This is a genomic window from Pseudomonas trivialis (assembly GCF_036864995.1).
Lineage (GTDB): Bacteria > Pseudomonadota > Gammaproteobacteria > Pseudomonadales > Pseudomonadaceae > Aquipseudomonas > Aquipseudomonas trivialis.
Genome location: NZ_CP142151.1, coordinates 3,404,167 through 3,416,304 on the forward strand (window position 1 = coordinate 3,404,167; position 12,138 = coordinate 3,416,304).

Here is a 12,138-nt window from a genome sequence, read left to right on the forward strand (position 1 = left end):
CAGGGTCAGTCAACATCAATGTTTGCTGGGCCTACGTCTTCGCGGGCAAGCCCGCTCCCACAGTTGATATTCGTCGCTTTGAGTGAAGGTAGTGGACTCACTAAAAAGTGACCGGGGCGACTGACCGACCCCAGCGACCTCTCAAATCAGCGCCAATGCGTTAGCGTAAATATTGGCAGGAGGACGCCCGCCTTGCCTACCCCACACTTCCTCACGCCCATTGATCACCGCAAGCGCATGACCCACCCATTGACCATTAACCGGAACGCCGTGAGTCACAAGACCCAGTTGCCCACGCGCCAAGTCTTGAACACTGGTTTCTCGAATATGATCGCGTAGCCCCAAGCGCAGCAATCCATTCAGGTTTCGACCGAAGGGCTCACCATCATTGATGCTGTATAGCGCACTCTCGAAACCCTGCCCCGCATAACCGTCGTTGTTCTCCAGTTGCGCCCGTTTGGCGCTCACGGCATACAGAAAGTTGGCATCTGCCACCATCGAAGGATCATCACCACTGAATTCGGATCTGTATGTTGCCTGCGCCAGCTCAGTCCTGGACAAGTGATACCAGCGGTCATCCCGCATCTGTATGTTCCAGCCATCACCCGCTGCAGTTACCTGCTTGAAAATGTCGGCGGGTTTCTGGCCAAACTTCATCATCGCGATCTTTATTGATGCGACCGTGGCGCAATTGCTTTTATTGGGTCCCTGTTTGAAGCCGCTCCAGATATTACCGGGCTCATTGCCAACGCCAGGTCTTTTGCCAGGGTTACTCCTTGCGGTGTAGAAGTCATGGTGACTCGCCCGTTGAGCGGGGCCCTGCTGATCAAAACGCTGCGGGTTACGCAGTACAGGCCTGTGGAACATATGCCGATGCCCCATATCGCGGCCTGGTCCGGCCTTTGGAGAATCATTGGTATGGGACTGAACGTAGGCGTCCACTGTATGAATCAGCTTATTGACATTGTTCTTGAACGCCGCGTCACCGGTCCTCTCTCGAAACAACTTCAACCTGTCAATGACACCTGGCGCCATATGAAGCCTGGCTTCTGGCGTTAGACGAAGCCACTCGTTCAGCAGTTGCCTGACCGCAGCAACGTCCGCCTCGAACGCGGCAGGCCTGCCCTGCATGTGCAACTGACTTGACGCATAGCCTGCGTGCCCACCTACAAAACCCGTCACTGCTGGATTCAACATCTTCGGCTCTTCTCCACTCACTGATTGACAGGCCCGAAAGGCCCATTAGCTCAGTGGCAAGGCTGACGTTGCAGGTTCCATATTTCATACAGTCTCAAGAGGTTCTGCCTTGGGTCAGGACGATGAAAACAGCACAACCCATGTCAACCCCAAAGCGAACAGCAGGTGCCGACCCAGTTCGAGCACGGGCAAGCCATTTAGCCTTTGAGCTTGATGGCTCCAGCCCTGCGTGGCGCCAGGGATCAAAAAAACGCCCCGAACCAGTCGGGGCGTTTTTCATTCAGCGAGCGGCCACCAACCGTCAGTCAGCCAGCCGCCACGTCGTCCCGCCCTTCCCGTCTTCCAACACCACACCCATCGCGGTCAGTTGGTCACGGATACGGTCGGATTCCGCCCAGTCTTTGTTGGTACGAGCCGTCAGCCGCGCCTGGATCAGCGCATCCACTTGCGCTGCGTCCACTCGCCCTTCAGCACCGGCCTGCAGGAAGTCATCTGCTTGCATCTGCAGCACGCCGAGCACGCTCGCCAGTTCTTTCAGACGAGCCGCCAGGCCCGCCGCCGCATCGAGATCGCTCTCACGCAGGCGGTTGATCTCGCGCACCATCTCGAACAGCACCGCGCAGGCTTCCGGTGTACCGAAGTCGTCGTTCATCACTTCAGTAAACCGCGCCACGAACGCTTCACCGCCGGCCGGGGCCACGGCGGGCAAGCCTTTCAACGCGTGGTAGAACCGCTCCAGGGCGCCCTTGGCGTCCTTGAGGTTGTCTTCCGAATAGTTGATGGCGCTGCGGTAATGGCTGGACACCAGCAGGTAACGCACCACTTCCGGGTGGTACTTTTCCAGCACGTCGCGAATGGTGAAGAAGTTGTTCAAGGACTTGGACATCTTCTCGCCATTGATGCGGATCATGCCGCAGTGCATCCAGGCATTGGCGTAGGTCTTGCCGGTGGCGGCTTCGCTCTGGGCGATTTCGTTTTCGTGGTGCGGAAACTCCAGGTCGCTGCCACCGCCATGAATGTCGAAGGTTTCGCCCAGGCAGCAGGTGGACATCACCGAGCATTCGATGTGCCAGCCCGGACGCCCGGCGCCCCACGGCGACTCCCAGCTCGGCTCGCCGGGCTTGGTGGCTTTCCACAGCACGAAGTCGAGGGGGTCCTGCTTGGCCTCGTCGACTTCGATGCGCGCGCCGATGCGCAGGTCTTCGATCTTCTTGCGTGACAGCTTGCCGTAGCCCATGAACTTGGCCACGCGGTAGTACACGTCGCCATTGCCCGGGGCGTAGGCGTAACCCTTGTCGATCAGGGTCTGGATCATCGCGTGCATGCCGGCGATGTGGTCGGTGGCACGCGGCTCCATGTCCGGCTTGAGGATGTTGAGACGCGCCTCGTCCTCGTGCATCGCGGCGATCATGCGCGCGGTCAGCGCGTCGAACGACTCGCCGTTTTCCCTGGCGCGGTTGATGATCTTGTCGTCGATGTCGGTAATGTTGCGCACGTACGTCAAGTCATAGCCGCTGAAACGCAGCCAGCGGGTCACCAGGTCGAAGGCAACCATGCTGCGGCCGTGGCCGATGTGGCAGTAGTCGTATACGGTCATGCCGCACACGTACATGCGCACCTTGTTGCCATCCAGCGGCTTGAAGACTTCTTTAGTCTTGCTGAGAGTGTTGTAGATCGTTAGCACAACGGCTTCCTTAGAGAATCACTGGCCCCACGAATCACGCAAGGTCACGGTACGGTTGAATACCGGCTGACCAGGTTTGGAGTCCTTGATATCCGCGCAGAAGTAACCTTCGCGCTCGAACTGGAAACGGTCTTCCGGCTGTGCGTCGCCCAGGGATGGCTCGGCACGACAACCTGTGAGTACTTGCAGGGAATCGGGGTTGATGTTGTCGAGGAAACTCGCGCTGTCTTCGGCCTTCTCGGGGTTTGGCGAACGGAACAGGCGATCGTACAGACGCACTTCGCATTCGATGCTGGCCGCGGCCGGTACCCAGTGCACCACGCCCTTGACCTTGCGGCCTTCGGGGTTCTTGCCGAGGGTGTCCGGGTCGTAGGAGCAGCGCAGTTCGACGATGTTGCCATCGGCGTCCTTGATTGCCTCGTCGGCGCGGATCACGTAGCTGCCGCGCAGGCGCACTTCGCCGTTCGGCTCCAGGCGCTTGTAGCCTTTTGGCGGCTCTTCCATGAAGTCGTCACGGTCGATGTAGATTTCACGGGCGAACGGCAGCTTGCGCACGCCCAGCTCTTCTTTTTGCGGGTGACGCGGCAGCTCGAGGTTTTCGACCTGGCCTTCGGGGTAGTTGGTGATCACGACTTTCAACGGCCGCAGCACGCACATGGCGCGCGGCGCGTTGGCGTCGAGGTCGTGGCGGATGCTGAACTCGAGCATGCCGAAGTCGACCACTCCGTCGGAACGGTTGGTACCAACCATCTCGCAGAAATTGCGGATCGACGCCGGGGTGTAGCCGCGACGGCGGAAGCCCGACAGCGTGGACATGCGCGGGTCATCCCAACCGTGCACGTGCTTTTCATCCACCAATTGCTTGAGCTTGCGCTTGCTGGTGATGGTGTAGTTCAGGTTCAGGCGGCTGAACTCGTACTGACGCGGCTGCGCCGGCACCGGCAGATTGCTCAGGAACCATTCGTACAGCGGGCGATGGCTTTCGAACTCCAGGGTGCAGATGGAGTGGGTGATGCCTTCGATGGCGTCGGACTGGCCATGGGTGAAGTCGTAGTTGGGGTAGATGCACCACGTGTCACCGGTCTGGTGGTGATGGGCGTGGCGGATGCGGTACATGATCGGGTCGCGCAGGTTCATGTTCGGCGAGGCCATGTCGATCTTGGCGCGCAGCACGCGGGCGCCGTCCGGGAACTCGCCGGCGCGCATGCGGTTGAACCAGTCGAGGTTCTCTTCTACCGAACGGTCGCGGAACGGGCTGTTCTTGCCTGGCTCGGTCAGGGTGCCACGGTATTCCCTGGCCTGTTCCGGGCTCAGGTCGTCCACATAGGCCTTGCCGGCTTTGATCAGCTCGACGGCCCAGTCGAACAACTGGTCGAAATACTTGGACGCATAGCGCACTTCACCGGACCATTCGAAGCCCAGCCACTTGATGTCGCTTTCGATGGCGTCGATGTATTCCTGGTCTTCCTTGGCCGGGTTGGTGTCGTCGAAACGCAGGTGCGTGACACCGCCGAATTCCTGGGCCAGGCCGAAGTTCACGCAGATCGACTTGGCGTGACCGATGTGCAGGTAGCCGTTGGGCTCTGGCGGGAAGCGGGTGACGATCTGCGTGTGCTTGCCCGAATCGAGGTCCGCCTGGATGATCGGACGCAGGAAATTGACCGGGACGGCAGGTCCGGCCTTGGAATTCGAGGTAGGGTCGACAGTGGGCTTGCTCATAGGATCCTTGAACAGACAGGTTCGTGGCCGGGTGAGGCCAGATAAAACAAAGGGCTTATCATAGCCGAAGCGGTCAACCACCTGACAGGGCACGGCCGAAAACTGCTGCTTTAATTGCTGCTTTAATGACAGGCGCGGTAAAAAACCACCTCAAAATTCCTGCAAGGCACGCTAAACTGCGCGCCCTGGCCGTCGTTTGGCCAGACAGGTAAAGCGTTCAAACGCCCAAACCCACGAATTCCCTGAAAAGAGTAGTGAACATGACTCAAGTCAAACTGACCACCAACCACGGTGACATCGTCATCGAGCTGAACGCCGAGAAAGCGCCGATCACCGTCGCCAACTTCATCGAGTACGTAAAGGCCGGCCACTACGAAAACACGGTTTTCCACCGCGTCATCGGCAATTTCATGATCCAGGGCGGCGGTTTCGAGCCAGGCATGAAAGAGAAGAAAGACAAGCGTCCAAGCATCCAGAACGAAGCGGATAACGGCCTTTCCAACGACAAGTATACCGTCGCCATGGCCCGTACCATGGAGCCGCATTCGGCCTCCGCGCAGTTTTTCATCAACGTCGCCGACAACGCTTTCCTCAACCACAGCGGCAAGAACGTGCAGGGATGGGGTTACGCAGTGTTCGGCAAAGTCACCGAAGGCACTGACGTTGTCGACAAGATCAAAGGCGTGTCCACCACCTCCAAGGCCGGTCACCAGGACGTTCCAGCAGAAGACGTGATCGTCGAGAAAGCCGAGATCGTTGGGTGATATTGCTGATTTCAGATTTGCATCTGGAAGAGGATCGCCCGGACATTACCCGGGCGTTTCTGGATCTGCTCCACGGCCGCGCCCGTGGCGCCCAGGCGTTGTACATTCTGGGGGACTTCTTTGAAGCCTGGATTGGCGATGATGGGATGACGCCGTTCCAGCGCTCCATTGGCGAGGCGCTGCGCGAACTGAGCGACAGCGGCACCGCAATTTTTATCATGCACGGCAACCGCGATTTCCTGCTCGGCAAGGCGTTCTGCAAACTGGCAGGCGCCCGACTGCTCAAGGATCCGAGTGTCGTGCAGCTGTATGGCGAGCCCGTGCTGTTGATGCACGGCGACAGCCTCTGCACCCGCGACCTTGGCTATATGAAGCTGCGGCGCATTCTGCGTAACCCGCTCGTGCTGTTTGTCCTGCGCCACCTGCCCCTGCGCAGCCGCCACAAACTGGCGCGCAAACTGCGCAGTGAAAGCCGCGCGCAAACGCGCATGAAGGCCAACGACATTGTCGATGTCACCCCCGACGAAGTACCACAGGTAATGCAGCAATTTGGCGTGCGCACCCTGGTCCACGGCCACACGCACCGCCCGGCCATCCATAAGCTGCAGATTGGCGACCAGGCGGCCAGGCGCATTGTGCTGGGGGATTGGGACAGGCAGGGCTGGGCGTTGCAGGTGGATGAGCAAGGGTTTCAATTGGCGGCGTTTGATTTTGTGAACCCACAGCTGGCCCTGCCAGGTGCCTGACACAAGAACACAACAGATCAAATGTGGGAGGGGGCTTGCTCCCGATGGCGGTGGATCAGTCAGCCATTCCTTAGCTGACCCACTGCAATCGGGAGCAAGCCCCCTCCCACCTTTTGACCCGGTACATGCTCAAGTCAGTGCCCGGACGCCTGCGGCCCGGCCTTGGCGCCGAACGGCGGCTTGGCCAGCCACACCACCAACATCAACGCCACGAACAGCCAACCCATCAGCGGGTCCACGGCCACACGCACCGTCCGGCTATCCATAAGTTGCAGGTCGACGACCAGGTGCCTGACACAAGAACACAACAGATCAAATGTGGGAGGGGGCTTGCTCCCGATGGCGGTGGATCAGTCAGCCATTCTTTAGCTGACCCACTGCAATCGGGAGCAAGCCCCCTCCCACATTTTGACCCAGTACATGCTCAAGTCAGTGCCCGGAAGCCTGCGGCCCGGCCTTGGCGCCGAATGGCGGCTTGGCCAGCCACACCACCAACATCAACGCCACGAACAGCCAGCCCATCAGCGGGTCCACGGCCACACGCACCGTCCGGCTATCCATAAGTTGCAGGTCGACGACCAGGTGCCTGACACAAGAACACAACAGATCAAATGTGGGAGGGGGCTTGCTCCCGATGGCGGTGGATCAGTCAGCCACTCCTTAGCTGACCCACCGCAATCGGGAGCAAGCCCCCTCCCACCTTTTGACCCGGTACATGCTCAAGTCAGTGCCCGGACGCCTGCGGCCCGGCCTTGGCGCCGAACGGCGGCTTGGCCAGCCACACCACCAACATCAACGCCACGAACAGCCAGCCCATCAGCGGGTCCACGGCCACACGCACCGTCCGGCTATCCATAAGTTGCAGGTCGACGACCAGGTGCCTGACACAAGAACACAACAGATCAAATGTGGGAGGGGGCTTGCTCCCGATGGCGGTGGATCAGTCAGCCATTCTTTAGCTGACCCACTGCAATCGGGAGCAAGCCCCCTCCCACCTTTGACCCGGTACATGCTCAAGTCAGTGCCCGGACGCCTGCGGCCCGGCCTTGGCGCCGAACCGCGGCTTGGCCAGCCACACCACCAACATCAACGCCACGAACAGCCAGCCCATCAGCGGGTCCACGGCCACACGCACCGTCCGGCTATCCATAAGTTGCAGGTCGACGACCAGGTGCCTGACACAAGAACACAACAGATCAAATGTGGGAGGGGGCTTGCTCCCGATGGCGGTGGATCAGTCAGCCATTCTTTAGCTGACCCACTGCAATCGGGAGCAAGCCCCCTCCCACCTTTTGACCCGGTACATGCTCAAGTCAGTGCCCGGACGCCTGCGGCCCGGCCTTGGCGCCGAATGGCGGCTTGGCCAGCCACACCACCAACATCAACGCCACGAACAGCCAACCCATCAGCGTGAAGTAATCCACGGTGGACATCATGTACGCCTGGCTGGTCACTATCTGATCCAGTTGCGCATAGCCCTTCTGCCCTGCCCCGCCAAGCGCCTGCAACGCATCACGGGTGGTCGAGTCGTACGTGTTGATATTCTCGCTCAGGTAGGCATGGTGTTGGTCCGCCCGGCGAATCCAGATCCAGGTGGTGAGCGAGGCCGCGAAACTGCCGCCAAGGGTACGCAGGAAAGTCGCAAGCCCCGCGCCGTCGGCGATCTGACTCGGTGGCAGGTCGGACATCAGGATGGTCAGGGTCGGCATGAAGAACAGCGCCACGCCGATGCCCATGAACAATTGCACCAGCGCGATATGCGTGAAATCCACCTCGTTGGTGAAACCCGCACGCATGAAACAGCTTAGCCCCATCGCCAGAAACGACAGCGCTGCCAGCAGACGCAGGTCGAATTTGTTCGCGTATTTGCCCACGAACGGCGACATCAGTACCGGCAGGATCCCGATCGGCGCCACCGCCAGACCCGCCCAGGTGGCGGTGTAGCCCATCTGGGTTTGCAGCCACTGCGGCAGGATCAGGTTGATACCGAAGAAAGCGGCATAACCGCCGATCATCACAATGGTGCCAATCCGAAAGTTGCGGTAGGCGAACAGCCTCAGGTTAACCACAGGGTGCTTGTCGGTCATTTCCCAGATCACGAAAAACGCCAGCGCAACCGCCGAGATCACCGACCCGATGATGATGAAGTTGGATTCGAACCAGTCCAGGTTGTTGCCCTTGTCGAGGATGATCTGCAAGGCACCGACGCCAATGATCAAGCTCAGCAGACCGATGTAATCCATCGGCTGATAGCTGGTCTCCACCGGCCGCTTCTTCAACTGCGCACGTACCACGAGCACGGCAAAGATGCCCAGGGGCACGTTGATAAAAAAGATCCACGGCCAGCTGTAGCTGTCCGTGATCCAGCCGCCAAGAATAGGCCCGGCAATCGGCGCCACCACCGTCACCATCGCCAGTAACGCGAGGGCCATGCCCCGCCTGGCGGGTGGATAAACCGCAATCAGCAGGGTCTGGGTCATCGGGTACAACGGCCCCGCGACCAGTCCCTGCACCACACGAAACGCGATCAGCTCCGGCATCGAGGTGGAAATGCCACACATAAACGAGGCCAGCACAAACAGCATGGTCGCCCACAAAAACAGCTTTACCTCGCCAAAGCGCCGGCTCAACCAGCCGGTGAGCGGCAGGGCAATCGCGTTGCTCACCGCAAACGAGGTGATCACCCAGGTCCCCTGCTCCGAACTCACGCCAAGGTTGCCGGAGATGGTCGGCAGCGCCACGTTGGCGATGGTGGTGTCGAGCACCTGCATGAAGGTCGCCAGCGACAGGCCAATGGTGGCCATCAGCAGGCTGGGCGGCGTGAAGGAGGCGTTATTGCTCATCAGCGTTGCGCAGCCTTGGGGGCGGCGACGCTGTTGTCATGGATCAACTGACTGATCATGGCATCGGCTTCGGCCAGTTGGCGGTCATACACATTGGTGGTGAACGTCGCCTTTTGCGGCGCCTGCTGCGCGAGTACCGGGCCGCTCTTGTCGTGCAGGTCGACATTGACCACGGTGCTCAAGCCCACACGCAGCGGATGCTGGGCCAGCTCTTCGGCGTTGATATGGATGCGCACCGGCACCCGTTGCACGATCTTGATCCAGTTGCCGGTGGCGTTCTGTGCCGGCAGCAGGGCGAAAGCGCTGCCAGTGCCAGCGCCGAGGCTGTCGACGGTGCCGCTGTATTTGACGTCGCTGCCGTAGATATCCGACTCGATGTCCACTGGCTGGCCGATGCGCATGTCGCGCAGCTGGGTTTCCTTGAAGTTGGCGTCGATCCACAGCTGGTTCAGCGGGATCACCGCCATCAACGCGGAGCCGGGCTGCACGCGCTGGCCCAGTTGCACAGTGCGCTTGGCCACGTAGCCGGTGACCGGTGCGATCAAGGTGCTGCGCGCATTGCTCAGGTACGCCTGGCGCAGTTGCGCAGCGGCGGTCTGCACATCCGGGTGGGAGGAAATCACCGTGTCGTCCACCAGGGCATTGCTGGTCTTGAGCTGTTGCTCGAGGTTGGTCAGGGCATTTTTCGCAGCGGTCAGGCTGTCACGGGCGTGGGACAGTTCTTCCTGGGAAATCGCCCCACCCTGAGCCAGGGTCTTGCGACGGTTGTAATTGTCCTGGGCGGTTTGCACGTCAGCCTTCTGCGCGTTGACCTGGGCTTTCATGCCATCGACATTGCTGTACAAGCCGCGTACCTGGCGCACGGTGCGGGCGAGGTTGGCCTGGGCACTTTGCAAACCGACGGCGGCGTCGTTGGGGTCGAAGTTGATCAGCACCTGGCCTTCGTGGACCAGGTCGCCATCGTCGGCGCCGATGCTGACCACGGTGCCAGTGACCAGCGGGGTGATTTCCACCACGTTGCCGTTTACATAGGCGTCGTCGGTGCTTTCATTGAAGCGCCCGTAAAACTCATACCAGCCCCACACGCCCAGGGCGCCGAGGATGACGATCAGCGCCAGGCCGATCAGCATGATCCTGCGTTTGCGCGGGTTGCTGTCGGTTTTGGGTTGCTCTGTTGCGTTGCTGTTTTCGGCAGTGGCCATGACAAATACCTCACATTATTCCGTGCGTGCACCGGGGGTGGTCGACGCAACGTCTGCGGCGCTGTAGCCGCCACCCAGGGCCTGCATCAATTGAATCGACAGATCGATCTGCGCAGCCTTCAGGCTGGCCAGTTGGCGTTGGGCCTGGAGCAGTTGCTGCTCGATGCTCAGCACATCCAGGTAATTCCCGATGCCTGAGCTGTAGCGTTGCAGCCCGGTGTCGTAGGACTGCCGCGCGATGTCCGCCGCGTGTTGCTGGGCCTGGATCTGCCGCGCGGTATCACGCAGTTGCGCGAGCGTGCTGCCGATATCGCCCAAGGCCTGCACCAGAGTTTTGTTGTACTGGGCCACGGCCAGGTCGTAATCGGCATCGCGCGCATCGAGGTCGGCGCGCAGGCGGCCGCCGTCGAAGATCGGCAGCGAGATCGTGGGCGCAATGTTGAAGAAGCGGCTGGCCGAACCGAACATCGCATCGCCCAGCAACGACTCGGCTCCGGCGCTCGCGCTCAGGTTGAGGTTGGGGTAGAAGCGCGTCTTGCTGGCGGCAATGTCCTTGCTCGCAGCTTCGACGCGCCAGCGCGCGGCGATCAGGTCAGGACGACGACCAAGCAGCTCGGCAGGCAGCACCGAAGGCACGGCCACGGCGGCGGGTTGCAGCACTGCGGGACGGGCCAGTTCATTGCCACGATCCGGACCTTTGCCGAGTAACACCGCGAGGGCGATTCTGGCGCTCTGCAGCTGTTTTTCCGCGTCGATCAGTTGCGACTGGCTACTGGCCTCCAGGCTTTCGGTTTGCTGATACTGGTACTGGCTGTCGATCCCGGAGTTCAGGCGGCGCTGACTCAGGTCGAGCATCTGGCGGGTGCGCTTGAGGTCGTCATTGGCCAGGTCACGCACGATATGCGCCTGGCCCAGGTCGCTGTAGGCCTTGGCCACGTTGGCGGCCAGGGTCAGACGCGCGGCCTGCTGGTCGACTTCGGCGGCACGGGCCTGACCCAACGCGGCTTCCCAGGCAGCACGCTGGCCGCCCCACAGGTCGAAGGTGTAATTGAAGCTGGCGCCGATGTTGCGCACGGTCGAATAGGCATCGCCTTCGCCGCGCGGGTCCTGGTCCCGGGCCAGGCGCGAACGACTCACGCCGGCGCTGGCATCCACGGTAGGCAGGCGCGCAGCGTTGGCCGCATAGGCGGCCGCTTCGGCCTGATGGGCGCGGGCACTGGCAACCTGCATGTCCGGGCTGTTGCGCAGGGCTTCCTGAATCAGGCCGTCCAGTTGCGGGTCGCCGAGGCTCTTCCACCAGTCGGGCGCAGGCCAGGCCGCACTGGAGAGCGTCACCCCAGCGAGGGACTTGCCGGTTTGCAGGGTGTTGGCGTCGAGGCGCCGACCCTGGGTGTCGAGGCCGCTGTAGTTGGCGCAACCGGCCATGCTCATGGCCACCAGCACCAGGCATAACGCACGTGTGTTCATTCTGTACCTACCCGCTGGATGACGATGGCGTCACCCGCTGCAACGAGGATTTTCTTGAGGATTCTTTCCAGGGTCTGCAGTTCGCCGGGCTCCAGGGCGCCGGCCAGCTCGTTCATCGACTGCGCGCCGATGTGCGGCAGCATGTCCGCCAGGCGCTGGCCGTCTTCGGTGAGCACCAGCCGCACCTGGCGCCGGTCCTGCTCGGAACGCTGGCGCGCCAGCAGGCCCTTTTGTTCTAGACGGTCGAGCATGCGGGTCATCGAGCCGCTGTCCAGCGACAGGTTGCGGCACAGCTCGGCCGGGGTGTCGACGTCGAACTGGGCAATGATGATCAACACCTTGAACTGCGCGGCAGTGACGCCGTGGGGTTCCATATGGGTGTCGATGATGCGGTCCTTGAGCAACGCCGCCCGTCCCAGCAACAAGCCGAGATGACAGTGGCGAAAACTGTCAGGGGTGAAATGGGTCATCGGAAGTCACCTTATTACTGCCTAGGCAGCGAATGTGTGACGAGAT

The 12,138-nt window shown here is 61.0% G+C and carries 11 protein-coding genes and 2 pseudogenes; 2 read left to right on the plus strand and 11 right to left on the minus strand.

Features of this window, described 5'->3' with window-relative positions; genetic code table 11:
- Nucleotides 1-141 precede the first annotated feature (141 nt).
- The 3 genes from VRB54_RS14740 to VRB54_RS14750 all read right to left on the minus strand — a co-directional run bounded on the left by VRB54_RS14740 (nucleotide 142) and on the right by VRB54_RS14750 (nucleotide 4,600).
- Nucleotides 142-1,197 (minus strand): hypothetical protein, encoded by a 1,056-nt coding sequence (locus VRB54_RS14740; RefSeq protein WP_338477780.1) that lies wholly within the window; start codon nucleotides 1,195-1,197, stop codon nucleotides 142-144.
- 301 nt (nucleotides 1,198-1,498) lie between these two features.
- Nucleotides 1,499-2,881 carry a cysteine--tRNA ligase gene (gene cysS, locus VRB54_RS14745; protein ID WP_338477781.1) on the minus strand — a complete coding sequence of 461 codons (1,383 nt, stop codon included), beginning with the start codon at nucleotides 2,879-2,881 and terminating at the stop codon, nucleotides 1,499-1,501.
- Between the two features lie 18 nt (nucleotides 2,882-2,899).
- On the minus strand, nucleotides 2,900-4,600 hold the full coding sequence (locus VRB54_RS14750; RefSeq protein ID WP_338477782.1) for a glutamine--tRNA ligase/YqeY domain fusion protein: 1,701 nt from the start codon (nucleotides 4,598-4,600) through the stop codon (nucleotides 2,900-2,902).
- A 260-nt stretch (nucleotides 4,601-4,860) separates the two neighbouring features.
- On the opposite strand from VRB54_RS14750, the gene VRB54_RS14755 reads away from it, so the two are divergent.
- Nucleotides 4,861-5,364: a peptidylprolyl isomerase gene (locus VRB54_RS14755; protein ID WP_003174772.1), complete on the plus strand. Its 504-nt coding sequence runs from the start codon at nucleotides 4,861-4,863 to the stop codon at nucleotides 5,362-5,364.
- On the plus strand, nucleotides 5,361-6,110 hold the full coding sequence (gene lpxH / locus VRB54_RS14760; RefSeq protein WP_338477783.1) for a UDP-2,3-diacylglucosamine diphosphatase: 750 nt from the start codon (nucleotides 5,361-5,363) through the stop codon (nucleotides 6,108-6,110). Before VRB54_RS14755 ends, lpxH begins: the two co-directional genes overlap by 4 nt.
- Before the next feature lie 134 nt (nucleotides 6,111-6,244).
- Here the strand turns inward: lpxH and VRB54_RS14765 are convergent, their stop codons facing one another.
- The 8 genes and pseudogenes from VRB54_RS14765 to VRB54_RS14800 form a co-directional block, all read right to left on the minus strand.
- Nucleotides 6,245-6,376 (minus strand): hypothetical protein, encoded by a 132-nt coding sequence (locus tag VRB54_RS14765; protein ID WP_338477784.1) that lies wholly within the window; start codon nucleotides 6,374-6,376, stop codon nucleotides 6,245-6,247.
- A 163-nt stretch (nucleotides 6,377-6,539) separates the two neighbouring features.
- Nucleotides 6,540-6,635, minus strand: a pseudogene (locus tag VRB54_RS14770) (hypothetical protein); the annotation flags it as partial.
- Nucleotides 6,636-6,834: 199 nt separating this feature from the next.
- Nucleotides 6,835-6,930, minus strand: a pseudogene (locus VRB54_RS14775) (hypothetical protein); the annotation flags it as partial.
- Nucleotides 6,931-7,128: 198 nt separating this feature from the next.
- Nucleotides 7,129-7,260, minus strand: coding sequence for a hypothetical protein (locus VRB54_RS14780; protein ID WP_338477785.1), 132 nt, complete (start codon nucleotides 7,258-7,260; stop codon nucleotides 7,129-7,131).
- A 163-nt stretch (nucleotides 7,261-7,423) separates the two neighbouring features.
- Entirely contained in the window at nucleotides 7,424-8,953 is a 1,530-nt protein-coding gene (locus VRB54_RS14785) for a DHA2 family efflux MFS transporter permease subunit (protein WP_338477786.1), read from the minus strand.
- Nucleotides 8,953-10,155: an efflux RND transporter periplasmic adaptor subunit gene (locus VRB54_RS14790; protein WP_338477787.1), complete on the minus strand. Its 1,203-nt coding sequence runs from the start codon at nucleotides 10,153-10,155 to the stop codon at nucleotides 8,953-8,955. The genes VRB54_RS14785 and VRB54_RS14790 overlap by 1 nt, the downstream gene beginning before the upstream one ends.
- A 15-nt stretch (nucleotides 10,156-10,170) precedes the next feature.
- Complete coding sequence (locus tag VRB54_RS14795; protein ID WP_338477788.1) at nucleotides 10,171-11,622, minus strand: efflux transporter outer membrane subunit; 1,452 nt, start codon at nucleotides 11,620-11,622, stop codon at nucleotides 10,171-10,173.
- Nucleotides 11,619-12,092: a MarR family winged helix-turn-helix transcriptional regulator gene (locus VRB54_RS14800; protein ID WP_338477789.1), complete on the minus strand. Its 474-nt coding sequence runs from the start codon at nucleotides 12,090-12,092 to the stop codon at nucleotides 11,619-11,621. The genes VRB54_RS14795 and VRB54_RS14800 overlap by 4 nt, the downstream gene beginning before the upstream one ends.
- Nucleotides 12,093-12,138: the final 46 nt, after the last annotated feature.

What these genes read in the sequence shown, in the direction of transcription:
- VRB54_RS14785 (WP_338477786.1), bottom strand. Translation starts at nt 8,953, where the DNA reads ATGAGCAATAACGCCTCCTTCACGCCGCCCAGCCTGCTGATGGCCACC.
- VRB54_RS14795 (WP_338477788.1), bottom strand. Translation starts at nt 11,622, where the DNA reads ATGAACACACGTGCGTTATGCCTGGTGCTGGTGGCCATGAGCATGGCC.
- VRB54_RS14750 (WP_338477782.1), bottom strand. Translation starts at nt 4,600, where the DNA reads ATGAGCAAGCCCACTGTCGACCCTACCTCGAATTCCAAGGCCGGACCT.
- VRB54_RS14765 (WP_338477784.1), bottom strand. Translation starts at nt 6,376, where the DNA reads ATGGATAGCCGGACGGTGCGTGTGGCCGTGGACCCGCTGATGGGTTGG.
- VRB54_RS14740 (WP_338477780.1), bottom strand. Translation starts at nt 1,197, where the DNA reads ATGTTGAATCCAGCAGTGACGGGTTTTGTAGGTGGGCACGCAGGCTAT.
- VRB54_RS14755 (WP_003174772.1), top strand. Translation starts at nt 4,861, where the DNA reads ATGACTCAAGTCAAACTGACCACCAACCACGGTGACATCGTCATCGAG.
- VRB54_RS14800 (WP_338477789.1), bottom strand. Translation starts at nt 12,092, where the DNA reads ATGACCCATTTCACCCCTGACAGTTTTCGCCACTGTCATCTCGGCTTG.
- VRB54_RS14790 (WP_338477787.1), bottom strand. Translation starts at nt 10,155, where the DNA reads ATGGCCACTGCCGAAAACAGCAACGCAACAGAGCAACCCAAAACCGAC.
- VRB54_RS14780 (WP_338477785.1), bottom strand. Translation starts at nt 7,260, where the DNA reads ATGGATAGCCGGACGGTGCGTGTGGCCGTGGACCCGCTGATGGGCTGG.